Origin of the sequence: Bordetella genomosp. 9 (genome assembly GCF_002261425.1) — a bacterium.
Classification (GTDB): domain Bacteria; phylum Pseudomonadota; class Gammaproteobacteria; order Burkholderiales; family Burkholderiaceae_B; genus Bordetella_C.
Genome location: NZ_NEVJ01000003.1, coordinates 1,375,643 through 1,396,231, shown reverse-complemented (window position 1 = coordinate 1,396,231; position 20,589 = coordinate 1,375,643). Strand labels below are relative to the sequence as shown.

Here is a 20,589-nt window from a genome sequence, read left to right as displayed (position 1 = left end):
CGATTAGCAGTGGGTGCCGACGACGATGGAAAGCTGGACAGGCGTTTCGCGGCGAAGAAACGGGTGTAAGCGGGTTGTCATTTGATTGACCAGTTATTAATTGACTAGACAGCTAATTGGGCGAAAAAAACAGGCTCCCGCGCTAGCCCTTGGGTGGCGGGACCGGGGCCGAACCATTGGCCAGCATGCGGCGCAGGAAATGCGTCAACAGTTCGACCTCATGTTCGGAAAACCCGCGCAGATAGTGATTGAGCGTGCGCGAGATGTTCATCGGGATCTCCCGCACCATCGCTTCGCCTTCTTCCGTCAGCTCGATCTTGATGACCCGGCGATCCTGCTCGCTGCGCTGGCGGCGTAGCAGTTTCTTGGCTTCCAGCCGGTCCAGCGTGCGCGTCATCGCGCCGGTATCGACTTCGTTCAGGCGGGCAAGTTCAGCCGCGGTATCGGCGCGCCCCAGTGCCACCATGGCGACGGGACGCCATTGGGTTGCCGTCAGGCCAAGCGGCGCCATCTCCTGGTCCAAGGCCCGATTCAGGGAATTGAAGACCAGACGGATGAGGTAACCGGGGTTGTCCTCGACCCGGGTGCGGTCGCAACGGTAAGGTGGCGATTCGTCTGACGGGGCAATGGGTTCTGTATTCATGTCGAATAAGTTAATTGCCTAGACAGTTATTGTCAAGTTAAGTTTTCTGACGATAGGCTGACTGCCGGGGCCGGGCGGCGCGTAACACGCGCGTGCGCCAGAAATGCCGTGCAAAGACCCGCGGGCGCCACATAAAATCGCGCCATGAATTCCACCGTCGCAACACCCGCCGCGCCCGCTTTCTCCAACCGTGCCGCGGGCTTTTCCTTGGCGGCCCTGGGCGCCATCCTGTTTTCCGGCAAGGCCATCGTCGTCAAATTCACCTATGAATACGGCGTGGACGCGGTCACCCTGATTGCGTTCCGCATGCTGTTTTCGCTGCCTTTCTTCGCCTTCATTGCCTGGCGGCAGTCGCGCCGGGCCGTCCGGGGCGAGATTCCGGTGCTGACTCGCAAGGAGTGCCTCAAGGTCGTGCTGCTGGGACTGATCGGCTACTACCTGTCCAGCTTTCTGGATTTCCTGGGCTTGCGCTATATCAGCGTCGGGCTGGAGCGGCTGATCCTGTTCCTGGCGCCCACCCTGGTGTTGCTGATCACGGCCTTCTGGCTGAAGCGGCCCATCGCCGGCCGCCAGTGGCTGGCCTTGCTGCTGTCCTACCTGGGCGTGGTGCTGGTTTTCGCCCACGACATGGCGCAGACCAGCGGCAGCGCCGTGCTGCTCGGCTCGGCCTTCGTCTTTGGCTCGGCCTTTTCCTATGCCTTGTATTTGATCGGTTCGGGTGAACTGGTGAAGAGGGTAGGGCCGATGCGCCTGACCGCATACGCGATGTCGGTGTCCAGCATCGCCTGCCTGGTGCAGTTCTTCCTGGTACATCCCCCCGGCGCGCTGATCCAGCCGTTGGGCTTCTATGGCTTGTCGCTGATCCATGCCACCGTCAACACCGTCCTGCCGGTGTTCATGATCATGGCCGCCGTATCCCGTATCGGCCCGCCATTGGCCGCGCAACTGGGCATGCTGGGTCCCGTATCGGTATTGTTCCTGGCATTCTGGTTTCTCGGCGAGCCGGTCACCGCATGGCAGCTGGCGGGCACCGCTTTCGTGCTGGCGGGCGTATTCGTATTGACGGCCCGTCGCCCGGCCGCGTCGAAGAAAAATTGAAACGCCGCGCGGCCGCGCCGCGTATCGATGATTCAACTCTCAACCCCGACGAACACAAAGAAGGAGCGTGTATGGTCAGCAATACTGTCAAGGCAATCCAGCTGGAGGCCCACGGCGGCCCGGAAGTCCTGAAGTTGGTTGACGTGGAGGTGCCTCCGCCCGGTCCCAACGAGGTGACGGTGCGCCAGCACGCCGCCGGCTTGAATTTCATCGACATCTATTACCGGACCGGCTTGTACCCGCACCCGCTGCCCCACGGCCTGGGCTTCGAAGGCGCGGGCGTGGTGGAAGCGGTCGGTAGCGACGTCACGCACATCAAGAAGGGCGACCGCGTCGCCTACGGCCAGAGCCCGCTGGGCGCTTATGCCGAAATGCGCAATGTGCCGGCCGCCAATGTGGTCCAGCTGCCCAAGGGCATCGGCTTCGACGAAGCGGCGGCGATGATGCTCAAAGGCCTGACGGTGCAATACCTGTTCCGCCAGACCTACCGCCTGCAGGGCGGGGAAACCATCCTGTTCCACGCGGCCGCCGGCGGCGTGGGATTGATCGCCTGCCAATGGGCCAAGGCCTTGGGCGTCAAACTGATCGGCACGGTGTCCAGCCCGGAAAAGGCCGAACTCGCGCGCGCCCATGGCGCGTGGCAGACCATCGATTATTCCCGTGAAAATGTCGTCGAGCGCGTGCTCGAGTTGACCGGCGGCAAGAAGGTGCCGGTGGTCTATGACGGCGTCGGCAAGGACACCTGGGAAATCTCGCTGGATTGCATCGAGCCGCGCGGCTTGATGGTCAGTTTCGGCAATGCGTCCGGTCCGGTCACCGGCGTCAATGTCGGCATCCTGAACCAGAAGGGTTGCCTTTACCTGACCCGGCCGTCCCTGGGCCCGCACGTCAATACGCCCGCCAAGCTCAAGGCGGCTTCGGACGAATTGTTCGGCCTGGTGCTGAAGAAGAAGATACGCATGCGTATCGACCAGCGTTATCCCCTGGCACAGGCGGCCGACGCGCAGATGGCGCTTGCCTCGCGCAAGACCACGGGCGCTACCGTGCTCATGCTGGATAACTGAAGCAGGCGGCGCGAAAGTGCGAGGATCGCGATTAACAGATGCTCGCACTTTCTGCACATCCGGTCACTGCCACCGTGTCGCGCGTTCGATAAATTGGTCGTGTCCATCATGCAAGGAGATGACATGACTCTTAAATTGAGCGCTATATCGTTTGCCGCGGTTGCCATTCTGGCCGGGTGCTCTTCGCCCTCGGTCGTGAACACGCGGGACGGTTCGCAAATCGTGACGCCGGACAAGCCGGATTACGACAAGAAGTCGGGCATGTACCAGTACGAGCAGAACGGCCGCGACGTCCAGATCAACAAGGACGACGTGAAGTCCATCGAACAGGTCAAGTAAGGCCTGTATTTATCCCGTCGGGAAAACTTTATCCCGTCCGGGAAAACGAAACCGGCGCCTGGGGTGCCGGTTTTGCTTGGTGCCGCGGGTATCTACCGCGCGTCGCCGTGGTCGCGGTGGTATTGGGCGACCATTTCCACTTCATTGCGCGAGCCCAATATCACGCTGACGCGCTCGTGCAACTGGGTCGGCTCGATATCCAGGATGCGCTGCGTGCCGTTGATGGACGCGCCGCCCGCCTGTTCCACGATCAGGCTCATGGGATTGGCTTCATACATCAGCCGCAGTTTCCCCGGCTTGGAAGGCTCGCGCGCATCCCAGGGGTACATGAAAACGCCGCCGCGCGTCAGGATGCGATGGACGTCGGCCACCATCGACGCCACCCAGCGCATATTGAAGTCCTTGCCGCGCGGTCCCGATTTGCCGGCCAGGCAATCGTCGACATACTGCTTCACCGGCGGCGCCCAGTGGCGCATGTTCGACATATTGATGGCGAATTCCTTGGTGTCGGCCGGAATCTGCATGTTTTCATGCGTCAATACCCAGGATCCCATTTCACGGTCCAGGGTAAAGCCGATCACGCCGTTGCCGACCGTCAGGACCAGCATGGTCTGCGGCCCGTAGACGGCATAGCCGGCGGCAACCTGCCGGTTGCCGGCCTGCAGGAAATCTTCTTCCGTGACCGGCTGGCCATGCGTGTCATGCGGCGCCTGCAATACCGAAAAAATGGTGCCGATGGATACATTGACGTCGATATTCGACGAGCCATCCAGCGGATCGAACAACAGCAGGTATTCGCCCTTGGGATAGCGGTTGGGAATCAGGTGGATGGTTTCCATTTCCTCCGATGCCATGGCGGCCAGGTGGCCGCCCCATTCGTTGGCTTCGAGCAGGATTTCATTGGACAGCACGTCCAGCTTCTTCTGGACCTCGCCCTGCACATTCTCGGATTCCAGGCTGCCCAGGACCCCGCCCAACGCACCTTTGCTGACGGCATGGCTGATCGCCTTGCAGGCGCGGGCCACCACTTCGATGAGCAGCCGCACTTCCGGGCCCACGGCCTGGGCTTCGCGCTGCTGCTCGACCAAATACTGAGTCAGGGTTTTACGTTTCAAAAGGTTCTCCTAGAACACACGATTTTCAGGCAGCCAGTTCCAGCGCCTTGGATACGATTTCGCTCACGTTGCGGGACAGGCCGTCATGGGCCCGCACGGCCTGTAAGGCTGCGCGCATCGGCTCCCGCAAGGACGGCACGAAGCGCGACCAGTTGTCCATGGCGCGCGCCAGCCGGGCGGCGACTTCCGGATTCAACGCATCCAGCGCCAGCACCTGTTCCTGCCAGTAGCGATAACCGGAGCCATCGGCCGCATGCAGGCCGCGCGCATTATTCAGGCAGAACTGGAATACCAGCGCGCGGGCGCGATTGGGATTGCGCAACGTGAATGCGGGGTGCGCCATCAGGCCACGCACGGTGTCGACCGTGGTGGCGCGCGCGGTGGCCTGCAGCGCAAACCATTTGTCGATGACCAGCGGGTCATGCTGCCATTGTTCGTAGAAGTGGCTCAACGTGCGCGTCGCGACGTCTTCGTCGCCGTAGTTCACCAGGGCGGTCATGGCGCCCAGGCGGTCGGTCATATTGCCCGCCTGTTCGTACTGGTCCAGCGCCCATTGCGCGGCCTGGGCGTCGCCGCTTGCCAGCAGGTGGCTCAAGGCCATGTTTTTCAGCGCGCGCTTGCCGGCGGGTTCCGGCGCCGGGCTGTAGGGGCCCGGCGTCTGGCTGTCGGCGAACGCCTTGCGCCACAGGCTGGCCAACTGCGTGCCGATCTCGTCGCGCAGGAAGTCACGCGCGGCCGCCAGCGACGGCGGGTCCATCGCGGCCATGCGTTCCGCCAAGGTTTTTTCGGAAGGCAGGGACAGCGCGCGGGCGCGATAGGCGGCATCCAGCCGCGGGTCTTCCAGCAGCGCACGCCACGCCGCGATGAAAGCGGGGCTGCTCTGCAGTGGCTCACCCGCCTGCCGGGCCGCGGTCAGGCGCAGGATCTCTCGCGTGGCCAGTTCCTGCCCGGCTTCCCAGCGCGCGAACGGGTCGGTGTCGTGGGCCGACAGCAGGGCGAGCTCTTCGTCGCTCCATGGATATTCCACAATCACCGGCGCCGAGAAGCCGCGCAGCAGCGAGGGCACGGGCGCGCTGGGAATATCCTCCAATACCCACTGCTGGCGCTCCTGCGTCAGTTCCAGCAATACCGTTTCGCTTTCCGTGCCATCCATGCGCAGCGCGATGGGCTGTCCGTCGCGGTCGAGCAGACCCACGGCGAACGGGATGTGAAAAGGCTTCTTGCCGCCAGCCGGGGGCGCGTTTTTCTCCACGCCGACCGGGGCGCATCGCTGCGACAGCGTCACCGTGCAGCGCCGCGCGTCCGCGTCATACTGGAGGTCGACCGCGACGCGCGGCGTGCCGGCCTGGCTGTACCAGCGGCGGAACACCTGCAGATCGCGCCCAGGATGCTGGCGGCTATAGACGGATTCCATGGCGGCGACAAAATCGTCGCAGGTCACGGCCTGGCCGTCGTGGCGGCGGAAATACTCGTCCATGCCCGCGCGGAATCCGGCTTCGCCCAGCAATGTGTGCTGCATGCGGATGACTTCGGCGCCCTTTTCATAAACCGTGGCGGTATAGAAGTTGCCGATCTCCTGATAGCTTTCCGGACGTATCGGATGCGCCATCGGTCCGGCGTCTTCCGGAAACTGCGCCGCGCGCAGCGTGACGACGTCGTCGATGCGCTTGACCGCGCGCGCGCTGGCGGCCGCCTGCGCGTCCATGCCATCGGCCATCACGTCGGCGCTGAATTCCTGGTCGCGGAATACCGTCAGCCCTTCCTTGAGACTGAGCTGGAACCAATCGCGGCAGGTGACGCGATTGCCCGTCCAATTATGGAAATATTCGTGGCCGATAACGGCCTCGATCGCTTCGTAATTGGCGTCGGTGGCGGTGTCGGGATCGGCCAGGACATACGCGGCATTGAATATGTTCAGGCCTTTGTTTTCCATGGCCCCCATATTGAAATCACGCACCGCGACCACCATGAAGCGATCCAGGTCCAGTTCCAGGCCGAACCGGTGTTCATCCCAGCGCACCGATCGCACCAGCGATTCCAGCGCCCATTCGGTTTTCGATTCCGAGCCAGGATCGCTATAGACCTGCAGCAGGACCTCCCGCCCGGAGGCGGTCTTCAGTCGCGTTTCCCGGTGCGTCAGGCGTCCGGCCACCAAGGCGAACAGGTAGCACGGCTTGGGAAACGGATCTTCCCACACGGCTTCGGCCCGCCCGTCCGCCAGGGTGCGCTGCTCGAGCAGGTTGCCATTGCTGAGCAGCACCGGATATTCGCTGCCCGCGCGCAAGGTCACGCGGTAGCGCGACATGACGTCGGGACGGTCGGCGAACCACGTGATGCGCCGGAAGCCTTCCGCCTCGCATTGCGTGAAGAAGTTGCCGCCGGACACGTAAAGCCCCATCAAGGTCGAATTCGCCGACGGCCTGCAGCGGCTGACGATTTCGATGCTGGCGCTGGCGCCCAGGTTGGGCAGCATCAGCATATGTTCGTCCACGCTGTACTCGCCATGCCCCAGTGCGCGGCCGTCCACGGCCACCGACACCAGTTCGAGCTCGCTGCCGTCCAGCTGCAGCGGTGCGCCTTCGTGGCCGGCGCGGCGCCGCACCGCCAGCCGGGAAGTCACCGTGGTCGCTTCCGGATCGAGATCGAACGCCAGCGCGACCTCCGGGATATCGAAAGGGTAGGGCTGGTAATCCTTGCGGTAGACGGTAACGGAGCTTTCGGTACGCATGGCCTGGCCTATCGTGATGGGTTGGACGTATTGTAGGTCGGGCTTGCGCCGCGCCCTTGCCGCAAGCCGCAAAACTTTGCTTCCGGTTTCCTGTCCAACGGCATGGACAGCCATTATGATGCTTGTCCGAGATCGGCGACGCCTCGCCGTTTCGCAGGAGATTTTATGTACCGAGCCGATTCATCCCGCATCCTCCGCTTTGCTCAGGCGTTGGCCCTTCTGCTGCTGGCGGGCCTGGTTGCCGGATGCGCGACCACACCCACCGTGTCGGCGCGAGTGACGTCGTTCCAGGATTGGCCGGCGGGCGCGACGGGCCAGCGTTATCGTTTCGTGCCGGCCGACCCCAGCCAGAATAACAATCTTGAGTACCAGAGTTTCCAGGATATGGTGCGCAGCGGCATCAGCCCGACCGGACTGGTGGAAGCGCAGGCGGGGCAGCCCGCCCGGTTCGACGTATCGTTCAAATACGGCGTGACGCAGACGCAGGTAAATGTCCGGCGCCCGGTTGATCCTTACTTTTATGGCGGCTACGGGCCGGGTTTCTACGGCGGCCGTTATTGGGGCAGCCCGTGGGGGCCCGGAATGTGGGGACCCGATTGGGTCGATACGCCTTCGGTGGCATACCGCAATGCCTTGACCGTGGAAATACGCGATGCGAGCCAGGGCGGCAAGGAAGTCTATCGCGCCACCGCCTATAGCGTGTCCGGCAACGACCGCCTGCTGGCGGTGATGCCTTATCTGGTACGCGCTATCTTCGATAACTTCCCCGCGAACAACGGTTCAGAGCGGGAGGTCCGCTATACCATGGGTCGATAGGGCGCGGCATGCCGTCTCAAGGCCATAAGGCATAAGCCCAGGCATAAGGCAACGGCACGCGTTTTATTCTCGCGAAAGAAAAAGCCCCGCGCTGTGGCGTGGGGCTGGCAAGGCAGGAATCGTCAACCGGATCGTCAGCCGTCGATAGGACGGCAACGGTCCCTTTATTGGATGAGAAAGGTTTCGCGCGTCGCGCCCGCGGCTTCGGCCGCGGTAAGCCAGCGCGGCGGCTTGCCCCGGCCGCTCCAGGTTTCCTTGGTATCGGGGTGACGGTATTTCGGCGCAACCGCGCGCTTGGCGGGCGCGGCGGATGCTCCCGCGGCGCTCTTGCGGACCGGGCCACGGCGCGTGGCGGGCTTGCCGAAGGCGGCGGCGATTTCCTCGGGCGTGATGCTGTATTCACGCATCGAACGAACGATGGAGGCTACTACGGGCTTGCGACGCTTCATCTGCAGCGCCTCAGACTTTTTGCGTAGCTTATCGATCTCTTTTTCGATCCTGGCTTGCTGCGCGGAGTAGGTCTCTCTTGGCATGGTATATCGTTCCTTATTATGGAATTGATTTTCCGCCCCGATTATAGTTATTTTGTCGACAATAGCATAAAACGAGTTGGGGATAATCCCAGGAATTCTTGAATCTATTTGTTTCCGATGAACTCTCCTTCCACTCCCCCTTCGACATCCACCCGCGTGGCGGCAATCCAGATGGTTAGCACGCCCATCGTCAGGGAAAATCTGGATGCTGCGTCCCAATTAATCGGAAAAGCGGCCGAATCCGGTGCCCGATTAGTCTCATTGCCAGAATATTTCTGCTTCATGGGACAAAAAGATCACGACAAGCTGGCAATCCGGGAAACCGAGGGCGCCGGTCCGATACAGGAGTTTCTGGCGGACCAGGCGCGCGGCCATGGTATTTACCTGGTTGGCGGGACGATGCCATTCGTGAGTCCCGACGCGGCGCGGGTCTACAACACCTTGCTGGTATATGGACCTGACGGGAAAGCGCTGGTCCGGTACGACAAAATCCATCTGTTCAATTTCCGGCGTGGCCAGGAGTCGTATGACGAGTCGATTGCCATACGGCCGGGAACCGAGGTGCGTACGGTGGATACGCCTTTCGCCAAGGTGGGCCTGTCGGTCTGTTATGACTTGCGGTTCCCGGAGTTGTATCGGGCGCTGGGCCAGGTGGACCTGATCGTCGTGCCGGCCGCATTCACGTATACGACCGGCAAGGCGCATTGGGAATTGCTGCTGCGCGCGCGGGCCGTCGAAAACCAGTGCTACGTACTGGCGCCGGCCCAGGGCGGCGTGCACCCCAACGGACGCCGCACCTGGGGGCATTCCATGCTGATCGACCCCTGGGGCGAGATTGTCGACGTCCTGCCGGAAGGGCCCGGCGTGGCAGGGGGTAACATAGATCCCGCACGGCTGGCCGAGGTGCGTACAGCTCTGCCCGCGCTGCGCCACCGCGTCATGTAAATCCCGAGAGTTGCCGATATGAAAATAACCGACCCTGACATCCAAGCCCTGGCGACCGCCAAATCCGTCTTGCTCGACCCCTGGGGATTGAGCGAAGCCGACATGGCGCGCGCGCTGGGCGAAATATTCACGCACAAGGTCGATTACGCCGATCTTTATTTCCAGTACACGCGCAGCGAAGGTTGGAGCCTGGAAGAAGGCATCGTCAAGACCGGCAGCTTTTCCATCGGACAGGGCGTGGGCGTGCGCGCGATCAGCGGCGAAAAAACCGCCTTCGCCTATTCCGATTCACTGTCTCCCGACGCCTTGCTGTCCTCGGCCCGCGCGGTGCGGGGCATCGCGCGCCAGGGCGCCGGCAAGGCCAAGGTGCGCGCGCAGGGCGCGTCGCTGGCCCATGACCTGTATCCGGCCGTCGATCCCTTGCTCACGTTGAGCGCACCCGACAAAGTAGCCATGCTGGAACGCATCGAGCGCATGGCGCGGGCGCGCGATCCGCACGTCATACAGGTCATGGCGGGCCTGGGCGCGGAATACGACGTCATTTTGGTGGCCGGCAGCGACGGCCGGCTGGCCGCGGACGTACGGCCCCTGGTGCGCCTGTCGCTGACCGTTATCGTGGAACGCGATGGCCGCCGGGAAATGGGCCATGCCGGGGGCGGTGGCCGGACCGGCCTGGGCTATTTCACCGACGAAATCATGCGTGGGTATGTCGAACACGCGGTGCACGAGGCCCTGGTGAACCTGGATGCGCGGCCCGCCCCGGCAGGTGAAATGACTGTCGTGCTGGGCTCCGGCTGGCCCGGGATCCTGCTGCATGAGGCGGTAGGCCATGGCCTGGAAGGCGATTTCAATCGCAAGGGGTCCAGCGTTTTCGCCGGCCGCATCGGCGAGCGCGTGGCCTCCAAGGGCGTCACGGTGATCGACGACGGTACCTTGCCCGACCGCCGCGGTTCACTCAACGTGGACGACGAAGGCAATCCCACGCAGCGCAATGTCCTGATCGAAGACGGTATCCTGCGCGGCTATATGCAGGACACCATGAACGCGCGCCTGATGAAAACCGGCGCCACGGGCAACGGACGGCGTGAATCCTTCGCGCATTTGCCCATGCCCCGCATGACCAACACCTATATGCTGGGGGGCAATACGCCGCCGGAGGAAATCCTGGCATCGGTGAAACGCGGGCTGTATGCCGTGAATTTCGGTGGCGGCCAGGTGGATATCACCAGCGGCAAGTTCGTGTTTTCGGCCTCGGAAGCCTACATGATCGAAAACGGCAAAATCAGCTACCCGGTCAAGGGCGCCACGTTGATCGGCAACGGCCCCGACGCCATGACCCGCGTCAGCATGATAGGCAACGACATGCGGCTCGATTCCGGGGTCGGCACCTGCGGCAAGGAAGGCCAGAGCGTGCCGGTCGGGGTCGGTATGCCCACGCTGCGCATGGATGGCCTGACCGTGGGCGGGACGGCCTGAATTCGGCTTGCCGCCATGACCGCCAACGGTTTTTGTGCTAGGATTTGCCGCCATGTCATTCTGCGCGGCAAATCCGCGGCACTTTTCATGACTTTTGCAAGCAACCACCGCCTGGGCGGCTCCGCCGCTCGATTTTATTTTTATGGCTTTCCGATGCCGCTGGCGGAGGAAGGGTTGCGCGCAGACTGAAGTTAGCGAATCCCCTCAAAAAAGCCGCCAGCGAACTGGCGGCTTTTTTCATGTCCGCCAGCCTGGCAACGTACCCCAGGAAGGAGCACCACCGTGTCGCACAATACCGATGACCTGCGTATCCGAGAAATCAAGGAACTGACGCCGCCCGCGCATGTCATGCGCGAATTCCCCTGCAGTCAGTCGGTGTCGGACACCGTTTACTCGGCGCGCCAGGCCCTGCATCGGATACTGCACGGCATGGACGATCGTCTGGCCGTGGTTATCGGTCCGTGCTCCATACACGATCCCAAGGCGGCGCTCGAATACGCCGGCAGGCTGAAGCCGATACGCGATCGGCTGAAGGGGGACCTGGAAATCGTGATGCGGGTCTATTTCGAAAAGCCGCGCACCACCGTCGGCTGGAAGGGTTTGATCAACGATCCCGATCTGGACGGCAGCTTCAACATCAACAAGGGGATACGCGTCGGCCGGGAATTGCTGCTGGAAATCAATACGCTGGGCCTGCCGGCAGGCTGCGAATTCCTGGACATGATCACGCCGCAATATATCGCCGACCTGGTTTCCTGGGGTGCGATCGGCGCCCGCACCACCGAAAGCCAGGTGCATCGGGAATTGGCGTCCGGCCTGTCGTGTCCGGTCGGTTTCAAGAACGGCACCGACGGCAATGTCAAAATCGCGGTCGACGCAATCAAGGCGGCGTCGCAGCCGCACCATTTCCTGTCGGTCACCAAAGGCGGGGTTTCCGCCATCGTGTCGACCGCCGGCAATGAAGATTGCCACGTCATCCTGCGCGGTGGCAAAACCCCCAACTACGACGCCGCCAGTATCGACGCGGCTAGCCAGGATCTGGCGAAATCCGGTCTGGCCCAGCGGCTGATGATCGATACCAGCCACGCCAACAGCAGCAAGAATCCGCAGAATCAGCCCTTGGTCGCGCAGGATATCGGCCGCCAGATCGCCGGCGGCGATGCTCGTATCGTCGGCTTGATGGTCGAAAGCCACCTGTTGGCCGGACGCCAGGACCTGATTCCCGGCAAACCCCTGACCTATGGGCAAAGCATCACCGATGGATGCATCGATTGGGATGCCTCCGTGGAATTGCTGGAAGGCCTGGCCGCCGCGGTGCAGGAACGCCGCCGCGCAACCATCAGCGGCAAATAAGCGGCGCGGATCCGCGCCGGATGGCGGGCGTAGAATGGCGGCATGTCGGGTTCGGATAAAGCGGTTCCGATAAAGCGGTTCGGATAAACATGGTTCGGATAAATATGGTTCGGATAAATATGGTTCGGATAAACAGGGTTCGGGTAAACATATGAACGACATGACCGATTCCTCCTGGCTGCGGCGTCCCGTCCCGGCGGCCTGCCTGGATGCCCTGCGGGCGGTCGTCGGCGACCGTCTGTCGACGGCGCAGGCGGTACGTGAACACCATGGGCATGACGAATCGCCGTATCCGGACGTGCTGCCGGACGCGGTGATCTTCGCCCGCACCACGGAAGAAGTCGCGGCGGTGGCGCGCATCTGCAACGAGCACCGCGTGCCCATCGTGGCCTATGGCGCGGGATCCTCGCTGGAAGGGCATCTGTTGCCGGTCCAGGGCGGGATCACGCTGGACCTCTCGGGCATGAACGCGGTGTTGGCGGTGCACGCGGAGGATTTCACCGCGACCGTGCAGGCCGGTGTGACGCGCAAGCAGTTGAACGAACACCTGCGCGACAGCGGGCTGTTCTTCCCTGTCGATCCGGGCGCCGATGCCAGCCTGGGCGGCATGGCGGCCACGCGCGCGTCCGGCACCAACGCCGTCCGCTATGGAACCATGCGCGAAAACGTGCTGTCGCTGACGGTCGTCACCGCCGACGGGCGCGTGCTGCGCACGGCGAGCCGGGCGCCCAAGTCTTCCGCGGGCTACGACCTCACGCGCATTTTCGTCGGTAGCGAAGGCACGCTGGGCCTCATCACCGAAGTGACGGTCAAGCTGTATCCCCAGCCCGAAGCCGTTTCCGCGGCGGTCTGTAATTTCGCCACGCTGGGCGATGCCGTGGACAGCGTCATCCAGATCATGCAGGCCGGCGTACCCGTGGCCCGCGTGGAATTCATGGATGAACACGCGGTGCGCTCCGTGAACCGGTATAGCAAGCTGGAATTGCGCGAAACGCCGCTGCTGCTGTTCGAATTCCATGGCAGCGCGGCCGGCGTGCAAGAGCAGGCAGACCTGGTCCAGGCCATCGTCCACGACCATGGCGGGATGGATTTCGAGTGGGCCCACCGACCGGAAGACCGCAGCCGCCTGTGGGCGGCTCGCCACAATGCCTATTTCGCCGGCCTGCAATTGCGGCCCGGCTGTCGCGCCAGCACCACGGACGTCTGCGTGCCGATTTCCGCCCTGGCCGATTGCGTGCGGGAAACCGCGCGCGACCTGGCCGATGCGCCTTTCCCCTTCACCATCGTCGGCCATGTCGGCGACGGCAATTTCCACGTATTGATGCTGCTGGATCCCGACAGCCAGGACGAATGGGACGCATCGGAGCGCATCAACCACGCCCTGGTCCACCGGGCCATCGCGGCCGACGGCACCTGCACGGGCGAACACGGCGTCGGCCTCCACAAGATGGGATACCTGCTGGAGGAGCACGGCCAGGACGCCCTGGCCCTGATGCGCGGCCTCAAGCATGCTTTCGACCCCAACAACATCCTCAACCCCGGCAAGATTTTCTCGTGGTAGCGGCCGCGCAACGGCCTTTCCTGCGTTGGGGTAAATCCCTGCCTGTGCGATCGCCGCGCGCGCGCTATCTTTGAAGCATGAATACCCTGGTAGAGACTGACCTCACGGATGCGCAGGCCGCGCCGCCGGCGGTGCCGGAGCTGGTGGCGGCGCTGCAGGCCGTCCTGCCGGCGCATTGCGTGCTGTATCGGGAAGAGGACATGCGCCCCTATGAGTGCGACGGTTTGTCGCTCTATCGGGCCTTGCCTGCCGTCGTCTGCCTGCCCGAGACCGAAGCCCAGGTGCAGCAGGTCATGCGTGTCTGCAACCGCCTCAGCGCGCCCGTAGTGCCGCGCGGCGCGGGCACGGGCCTGTCGGGCGGGGCGATGCCGCACAGCCAGGGCGTATTGCTGGGCCTGTCGAAGCTGAATCGCGTCAAGCGCATCGACCCCGACAATGCCCTGGCCGTGGTCGAGCCCGGCGTGCGCAACCTGGCGATTTCGGAGGCCGCCGCGGCCTACGGCATGTACTACGCGCCCGATCCGTCCAGCCAGATCGCCTGTTCGATAGGCGGCAACGTCGCGGAAAACTCCGGCGGCGTCCGCTGCATGAAGTACGGGCTGACCGTGCACAACATCCTGCGCGTCCGCCTGGTCACCATAGACGGCGACGTCGTCGAACTCGGCAGCGAGGCGCCCGACTCGCCCGGCCTGGACCTGCTCGCGGTCTTCATCGGTTCCGAGGGCATGCTGGGCATCGTCACCGAAATCACGGTCAAGCTGCTGCCCAAGCCGGTATGCGCGCAGGTGGTGCTGGCCAGCTTTCCCAGCGTCGAGGCCGCCGGCAACGCGGTCACGCGGGTCATCGGCGCGGGCATCATCCCGGCCGGGCTGGAAATGATGGACAAGCAGGCCATCCACATGGTCGAACCCTTCGTGAAGGCCGGCTACGACATGGACGCGCAGGCCATCCTGCTGTGCGAGTCGGACGGCACGCAGGAAGAAGTCGCCCATGAAATGGCGCGCATGGAAGCGGTGCTGCAGGACGCCGGCGCGACGCGCCTGCAGGTGTCCACCTCGGAACCCGAGCGATTGCGTTTCTGGGCGGGCCGCAAGAATGCCTTTCCGGCGGCCGGCCGCGTGTCGCCGGACTATTACTGCATGGACGGCACCATTCCGCGGCGGCACCTCGCTCGCGTGCTGAACGCGATCGAACAGATGGAAGACGAGTTCGGACTGCGCTGCGCCAACGTGTTCCATGCGGGGGACGGCAATCTGCATCCGCTGATCCTCTTCGATTCCAACAAGCCGGACGAGACCGAGCGCGCCGATAAATTCGGCGTCGCGATACTCGAACTGTGCGTACAAGTAGGAGGCACCGTGACGGGAGAGCACGGTGTGGGTATGGAGAAAATCAATCAGATGTGCGTGCAGTTCTCGCGCGAGGAACTGGATACCTTCCTCGCCGTGAAGCGGGCCTTCGATCCGCACTGCCTGCTCAATCCGCAGAAGGTGATTCCCACCCTGGCTCGCTGCGCCGAGTACGGCAAGATGCACGTACATGGCGGCGAGCTCCGATTCCCGGATCTGTCCCGCTTCTGATCACAGGGTAGTCATGGATTTCGTCCTGTCGGAATTGTGCGACCAGGTCATGACGGCGCGCGCCGGACACAAGCCGCTGTTCATCTGCGGCGGCGGCAGCAAGACCTTCTATGGCAATCATCGGCCGCTGCGTCCGGAAGACGGGCACTGCCTGCTGGACGTCACCGCCTACCGCGGCATCGTCAATTACCAGCCTTCGGAGCTCGTCGTGACCGTGCGCGCCGGCACGCCGCTGCGCGAGCTCGAAGCCGAGCTGGCTGCGCAAGGCCAGATGCTGGCCTTCGAGCCGCCGCATTACGAGTCGTCGGCCACCGTGGGCGGCTGTGTGGCCGCGGGCCTCGCGGGCCCGCGCCGAATGGCGGCAGGCGGCGTGCGCGACTTCGTGCTGGGCGCGCGCGTGCTCGACTCCCACGGCCGGGTCCTGAGCTTTGGCGGTGAAGTCATGAAGAACGTTGCCGGCTATGACGTATCGCGCCTGCTGGCGGGGTCGCTGGGTATCTTCGGCGTGCTGCTGGAAGTCTCGCTGAAGGTGCTGCCGTGCCCCGTCGCCGAAACCACGCTCATGCTGCAGGCGACCGAAGGCGCCGCGCTGGCCTCGTTCGCGACCTGGCGCCGCCTGCCCATGCCGGTGTCCGCCGCGTGCTGGATTCCCGACGACAGCGCCGATGACGGCCATATCCGGGTCCGCCTGTCGGGCGCGCCGCCCGCCATCGACGCGGCGCGCGTGCGCATCGGCGGCGAGCCCCTGGATGAAGACCAGGCGCAGGCATTCTGGTCCTCGGTTCGCGAACAGACCCACGCATTCTTCGACCGGTCCCGGCCCTTGTGGCGTATCGCCGTGCCACCCGCGACGGCGCCGCTGCGGCTCGGCCCCACCTTGATCGAATGGGGCGGCGGCCAGCGCTGGCTCAGCGGCCGGCATGACCCCGCGGCGATACGCAGCGCCGCGCAGGGCAGGGGAGGACACGCCACCCTGTTCCGTGCCGCCCAGCGCGACGACCTTCCCGCCGATGGGGTTTTCCAGCCCTTGTCGCCCGGCATCGCGATACTGACGCGCCGGCTGAAACAGGAGCTCGATCCTTCCGGCCTGTTCAATCCGGGCCGGCTGGTGCCGGAACTATAGGGACATCATGCAAACCCAAATTGCTTCCTGGGCGCGCGATACGGACTATGGCCGCGAGGCCGACGCCATCCTGCGCCGCTGCGTGCATTGCGGTTTCTGCACCGCCACGTGTCCCACCTACCAGGTGCTGGGCGACGAACTGGACAGCCCGCGCGGCCGCATCTACCTGATCAAGCAGATGCTCGAAGGCGCCGAGCCCACCCAGTCCACGCAGATGCATCTGGACCGCTGCCTGACCTGCCGCAATTGCGAAACCACCTGCCCGTCGGGCGTCGAATACGGGCACCTGATCGACATCGGCCGCGGCCTGGTGGAACAACGGGTCAGCCGCCCCTGGGGCCAGCGCATCAAGCGCACGCTGCTGCGCAAGGGCCTGACCTCCCGCTGGTTCGCGCCGGCGATGCGGCTGGGCAAGGCCTTGCGGCCGCTATTGCCGGCCGCCGTGCGCGCCAAGGTGCCCGAGCCGCGCGCCGTCGGCAGCGTGCCGGACGGCCGTGGCCATCGCCGCCAGGTGATCATGTTGTCCGGTTGCGTGCAGCCGTCCATGATGCCCACCATCGACGCGGCCACGATACGGGTCCTGGACGCGCTGGGTATCGGCGCGATGGTGCTTGCGGAAGGTGGCTGCTGCGGCGCCATCAATCTGCATCTGGACGACAGCGAAACCGCGCTGGCGCAGATGCGCGCCAACGTCGACGCATGGTGGCCGCTGGTCGAGAGCGGCAGGGTGGAGGCGATCGTGATGAACGCGTCGGGTTGCGGCGCCATGGTCAAGGAATATGCGCACCATCTGCGCAAGGATCCCGCCTACGCCGACCGCGCGGCGCGTATCGTGTCCATGGTCCGCGACATCTCGGAGATCGTCGCGCCGCATGCGCGCGAATTGCGGGATCGCTGGGCGCACGTGCCCATGCGGGCGGCCTTCCATCCGCCCTGCACCCTGCAGCATTGGCAAGGCTTGCGGCCCCTGGTCGACACCCTGCTGGCGGACCTGGGCTTCGAACTCCAGCCCTTCGCGGACCGGCACCTGTGCTGCGGCTCGGCGGGCGCGTATTCCGTCATGCATCCCGACATGGCGACGTCGCTGCGGGACCGCAAGCTGGCGGCGATCGCGCCGGTGGGGCCGGACGTGATCCTGTCCGCCAATATCGGCTGCATTACGCATCTGCAGAGCGGCACCGCCACACCGGTGCGCCACTGGATCGAGGTGCTGGACGAGCGGCTGCGAACCGCCCGCCCGGCCGCCGGCGCTACTCCACAGCCTTGACCATATCCTCGATGACTTTCTTGGCGTCGCCGAACACCATCATCGTCCGGTCCATGTAGAACAGTTCGTTGTCCAGGCCGGCGTAGCCGGCCGCCATCGAACGCTTGTTCACGATGATGTTGCGTGCCTTGTAGGCTTCCAGGATGGGCATGCCCGCGATCGGCGACTGCGGATCGTTCTTGGCGGCGGGATTGACGACGTCGTTCGCGCCCAGCACCAGTACGACGTCGGTCTGGCCGAACTCGCCATTGATATCGTCCATTTCGAACACCTGGTCGTACGGCACCTCGGCCTCGGCCAGCAGGACGTTCATATGGCCCGGCATGCGGCCCGCCACCGGATGGATCGCATAGCGCACCGTCACGCCTTTCGCCGTCAGTTTCGCCGCCAGCTCCTTCAGCGCATGCTGCGCGCGCGCCACCGCCAGGCCATAGCCCGGCACGATGATGACGCTTTCGGCGTTCGTCATCAGGAAGGCCGCGTCTTCCGCGCTGCCTGACTTGACGTTGCGCTGCTGCGTCGCGGCGCCGGCATCGGCGGCGCCGCCGCCATTGCCGAAACCACCCAGCAGCACGTTGAAGAACGAGCGATTCATCGCCTTGCACATGATGTACGAGAGGATGGCGCCGGACGATCCCACCAGCGAACCCGCGATGATCAGCATGGGATTGTTCAGCGAAAACCCGATGCCTGCCGCCGCCCAGCCCGAATAGCTGTTCAACATCGATACCACGACCGGCATGTCCGCGCCGCCGATCGGGATGATGATCAGCACGCCCAGCACGAAGGCGATGACGGTCATCGCGATGAAAGGCGTCCAGCCTTCGCTCAATACGAAAGCCACCCCGAAGCCCAGCATGATCAGCGCCAACGCCAGGTTGACGATGTGCTGCCCCGGAAAGACCACCGGCGCGCCCTGGAACAGGCGGAAGCGGTACTTGCCGGACAGCTTGCCGAACGCGATGACGGATCCCGAAAACGTGATCGCGCCGACGAAGGTGCCGATGAAGATCTCGACGCGGTTGCCCATCGGCAGGGCGGTGCCCATGGGGGCGATGCCGAAGGCGTGCGGTTCGGCGACCACGGCGACCGCGATCGCGACCGCCGCCAGGCCGATCATGCTGTGCATGAAGGCGACCAGCTCCGGCATCTTCGTCATCTCGACGCGGCGCGCCATGATGGTGCCCGCGGTGCCGCCGATCAGCAGGCCCAGCAAGACCCAGCCCAGTCCCAGGCCGGCGATGCCGGGCCCGGCCAGCCCGACGATCAGCGCGCCGGTCGTCACCACGGCGATCGCCATGCCCGCCATGCCGAAGGCGTTGCCGATGCGGGACGTCCGTGGATGGGACAGCCCTTTCAGCGCCTGGATGAAGCAGATCGACGCCAGCAGATAGAGCAGCGTAACGACGTTCAGCGAGATCATCGCGTCTCCTTCTTTGCCGCCGTCGTGGCAACAGCCGTCGCGCCGGGGGCGGGGCGCTCCTTCTTCTTGAACATCTCCAGCATGCGCCGCGTGACCAGGAAGCCGCCGAAGACATTCACCGCGGCCAGCGCCACGGCCAGCACGCCCATGCCGCGCGCCAGTCCGCCTTCCGTGAGGCCGGCGGCCAGCATGGCGCCGACGATGATGATCGCCGATATCGCATTGGTCACCGCCATCAGCGGCGTGTGCAGGGCCGGCGTGACGTTCCAGACCACGTGGTAGCCCACGTAGACCGCCAGGACGAAAATGATCAGGTTGATCAGGGTAGGACTCAGGGCTTCCATTCAGGACCTCCGAACCACGTTGCCGGCTTCGCAGACCAGGCAGGCCGCGACGATCTCGTCTTCGCGCTGCATGGCCGGCGCGCCGTCCTTGTCCACCAGCAGCTTGAGGAAATCCATCACGTTGCGCGCGTACAGCGCGGAGGCGTCGGTGGGCACCAGCGCGGGCAGGTTGGTCAGCCCGACCAGCGTGACGCCATGCTTTTCCACCACCTGGCCTTTTTCCGACAAGGGGCAGTTGCCGCCACGCTCGACCGCCAGGTCCACCAGCACCGAGCCGGGCTTCATCGCCTGCACCGTTTCCGCGGACACCAGCGTGGGCGCGGGACGTCCCGGAATCAGCGCGGTCGTGATGACGATGTCCGCCTGCTTGCAGCGCTCCGACACCAGCGTGGCCTGGCGGGCCATCCAGGCTGCCGGCATGGGACGGGCATAACCCCCGACGCCCTGCGCGATTTCACGTTCTTCATCGGTCTCGAACGGCACGTCGATGAACTTCGCGCCCAGCGATTCGACCTGCTCCTTGGCGGCCGGCCGCACGTCGGATGCTTCCACCACCGCTCCCAGCCGCCGCGCCGTCGCGATGGCCTGCAGGCCGGCGACGCCGGCGCCCAGCACCACCGCGCGCGCGGCTTTCAGGGTGCCGGCGGCGGTCATCATCATGGGGAACAGCCGGCCGTAGTAGTGGGCGGCCAGCAGGACCGCCTTGTATCCGGCCAGGTTGGCCTGCGACGACAGGACGTCCAGGCTTTGCGCCCGGGTAATGCGGGGCGCGGCCTCCAGGGCGAAGCCCGTGACCCCGGTGGCCGCCAGCCGTGCGAGCCCCTCGCTGTCGAAAGGGTCCAGCATGCCGACCAGGATGGCGCCGGGCTTGAGCGCCGCCAGGCCGCCCGCGTCGGGCATCCGTACCGTCAGCACCAGGTCGGCGCCCAGGGCGTCGGCCCTGGAGCCGGGAGTGGCGCCGGCCGCCTCGTACGCCTGGTCGGGATAGCGCGCGGCTTCCCCGGCCCCGCGTTCCACAATGACGGAATTGCCGCCCGCCACGTACTTCTTGACGGTCTCGGGTGTCGCCGCAACGCGTGTTTCCCCCTCCAGGGTCTCTCGCGGTATTCCGATACGCATGCGTTCTCCTCGTCGGATATCGGGCCGCTGACACTTATACACGACTTGCCCGTCCGTGGCCT

At 64.5% G+C, this 20,589-nt stretch carries 19 protein-coding genes; 12 read left to right on the top strand and 7 right to left on the bottom strand.

What is annotated here, in order from left to right; translation table 11 throughout:
- Nucleotides 1-142: 142 nt before the first annotated feature.
- The gene (locus CAL26_RS17450; protein ID WP_094848088.1) at nt 143-643 is read right to left on the bottom strand and encodes a MarR family winged helix-turn-helix transcriptional regulator; all 501 of its coding nucleotides are present in this window, start codon (nt 641-643) and stop codon (nt 143-145) included.
- Between the two features lie 144 nt (nt 644-787).
- Between CAL26_RS17450 and CAL26_RS17445 the strand changes: the two genes are divergently transcribed.
- The 3 genes from CAL26_RS17445 (at nt 788) to CAL26_RS17435 (ending at nt 3,144) form a co-directional block, all read left to right on the top strand.
- Nucleotides 788-1,741, top strand: coding sequence for a DMT family transporter (locus tag CAL26_RS17445; RefSeq protein ID WP_094848087.1), 954 nt, complete (start codon nt 788-790; stop codon nt 1,739-1,741).
- Nucleotides 1,742-1,812: 71 nt separating this feature from the next.
- Nucleotides 1,813-2,805, top strand: coding sequence for a quinone oxidoreductase family protein (locus CAL26_RS17440; RefSeq protein ID WP_094848086.1), 993 nt, complete (start codon nt 1,813-1,815; stop codon nt 2,803-2,805).
- A 123-nt stretch (nt 2,806-2,928) separates the two neighbouring features.
- On the top strand, nt 2,929-3,144 hold the full coding sequence (locus CAL26_RS17435) for a YgdI/YgdR family lipoprotein (RefSeq protein WP_094848085.1): 216 nt from the start codon (nt 2,929-2,931) through the stop codon (nt 3,142-3,144).
- Nucleotides 3,145-3,236: 92 nt separating this feature from the next.
- Here CAL26_RS17435 and CAL26_RS17430 read toward each other — a convergent pair whose 3' ends face one another.
- Together CAL26_RS17430 and pepN are read right to left on the bottom strand one after the other, a co-directional pair.
- Nucleotides 3,237-4,259, bottom strand: a complete 1,023-nt coding sequence (locus CAL26_RS17430) for a class 1 fructose-bisphosphatase (protein ID WP_094848084.1) — start codon at nt 4,257-4,259, stop codon at nt 3,237-3,239.
- Nucleotides 4,260-4,284: 25 nt separating this feature from the next.
- Entirely contained in the window at nt 4,285-6,987 is a 2,703-nt protein-coding gene (gene pepN, locus CAL26_RS17425; RefSeq protein WP_094848083.1) for an aminopeptidase N, read from the bottom strand.
- A 165-nt stretch (nt 6,988-7,152) separates the two neighbouring features.
- Here pepN and CAL26_RS17420 point away from each other — a divergent pair, with 165 nt between their 5' ends.
- Nucleotides 7,153-7,803, top strand: a complete 651-nt coding sequence (locus CAL26_RS17420; RefSeq protein WP_094848082.1) for a DUF4136 domain-containing protein — start codon at nt 7,153-7,155, stop codon at nt 7,801-7,803.
- A 164-nt stretch (nt 7,804-7,967) separates the two neighbouring features.
- On the opposite strand, the gene CAL26_RS17415 is transcribed toward CAL26_RS17420, so the two are convergent.
- The gene (locus CAL26_RS17415) at nt 7,968-8,336 is read right to left on the bottom strand and encodes an H-NS histone family protein (RefSeq protein WP_094848081.1); all 369 of its coding nucleotides are present in this window, start codon (nt 8,334-8,336) and stop codon (nt 7,968-7,970) included.
- A gap of 117 nt (nt 8,337-8,453) precedes the next feature.
- Here CAL26_RS17415 and CAL26_RS17410 point away from each other — a divergent pair, with 117 nt between their 5' ends.
- The 8 genes from CAL26_RS17410 to glcF all read left to right on the top strand — a co-directional run bounded on the left by CAL26_RS17410 (nt 8,454) and on the right by glcF (nt 17,641).
- Nucleotides 8,454-9,281, top strand: a complete 828-nt coding sequence (locus CAL26_RS17410; RefSeq protein ID WP_094848080.1) for a carbon-nitrogen hydrolase family protein — start codon at nt 8,454-8,456, stop codon at nt 9,279-9,281.
- Nucleotides 9,282-9,299: 18 nt separating this feature from the next.
- Nucleotides 9,300-10,757: a metalloprotease TldD gene (gene tldD / locus CAL26_RS17405; RefSeq protein WP_094848079.1), complete on the top strand. Its 1,458-nt coding sequence runs from the start codon at nt 9,300-9,302 to the stop codon at nt 10,755-10,757.
- 15 nt (nt 10,758-10,772) lie between these two features.
- Complete coding sequence (locus tag CAL26_RS28375; RefSeq protein ID WP_179283383.1) at nt 10,773-10,946, top strand: hypothetical protein; 174 nt, start codon at nt 10,773-10,775, stop codon at nt 10,944-10,946.
- A 93-nt stretch (nt 10,947-11,039) separates the two neighbouring features.
- Entirely contained in the window at nt 11,040-12,110 is a 1,071-nt protein-coding gene (gene aroG / locus CAL26_RS17400; RefSeq protein WP_094848078.1) for a 3-deoxy-7-phosphoheptulonate synthase AroG, read from the top strand.
- Nucleotides 12,111-12,261: 151 nt separating this feature from the next.
- Nucleotides 12,262-13,671: an FAD-binding oxidoreductase gene (locus tag CAL26_RS17395; protein WP_094848077.1), complete on the top strand. Its 1,410-nt coding sequence runs from the start codon at nt 12,262-12,264 to the stop codon at nt 13,669-13,671.
- A 77-nt stretch (nt 13,672-13,748) separates the two neighbouring features.
- Nucleotides 13,749-15,251 carry an FAD-linked oxidase C-terminal domain-containing protein gene (locus CAL26_RS17390; protein WP_094848076.1) on the top strand — a complete coding sequence of 501 codons (1,503 nt, stop codon included), beginning with the start codon at nt 13,749-13,751 and terminating at the stop codon, nt 15,249-15,251.
- A gap of 13 nt (nt 15,252-15,264) precedes the next feature.
- Nucleotides 15,265-16,374 (top strand): glycolate oxidase subunit GlcE, encoded by a 1,110-nt coding sequence (gene glcE, locus CAL26_RS17385; RefSeq protein WP_094848075.1) that lies wholly within the window; start codon nt 15,265-15,267, stop codon nt 16,372-16,374.
- 7 nt (nt 16,375-16,381) lie between these two features.
- Nucleotides 16,382-17,641 carry a glycolate oxidase subunit GlcF gene (gene glcF / locus CAL26_RS17380; protein WP_094848074.1) on the top strand — a complete coding sequence of 420 codons (1,260 nt, stop codon included), beginning with the start codon at nt 16,382-16,384 and terminating at the stop codon, nt 17,639-17,641.
- On the opposite strand, the gene CAL26_RS17375 is transcribed toward glcF, so the two are convergent.
- From CAL26_RS17375 to CAL26_RS17365, 3 genes are read right to left on the bottom strand one after another with little or no spacing between them, the layout of a single operon-like run.
- Entirely contained in the window at nt 17,625-19,064 is a 1,440-nt protein-coding gene (locus CAL26_RS17375) for an NAD(P)(+) transhydrogenase (Re/Si-specific) subunit beta (RefSeq protein ID WP_094848073.1), read from the bottom strand. The two genes, glcF and CAL26_RS17375, sit on opposite strands and share 17 nt — an antisense overlap.
- Nucleotides 19,061-19,408 carry an NAD(P) transhydrogenase subunit alpha gene (locus CAL26_RS17370; protein ID WP_094848072.1) on the bottom strand — a complete coding sequence of 116 codons (348 nt, stop codon included), beginning with the start codon at nt 19,406-19,408 and terminating at the stop codon, nt 19,061-19,063. Before CAL26_RS17370 ends, CAL26_RS17375 begins: the two co-directional genes overlap by 4 nt.
- Nucleotides 19,409-20,527, bottom strand: coding sequence for a Re/Si-specific NAD(P)(+) transhydrogenase subunit alpha (locus tag CAL26_RS17365; protein ID WP_094848071.1), 1,119 nt, complete (start codon nt 20,525-20,527; stop codon nt 19,409-19,411). It lies immediately after the preceding gene.
- Nucleotides 20,528-20,589: the final 62 nt, after the last annotated feature.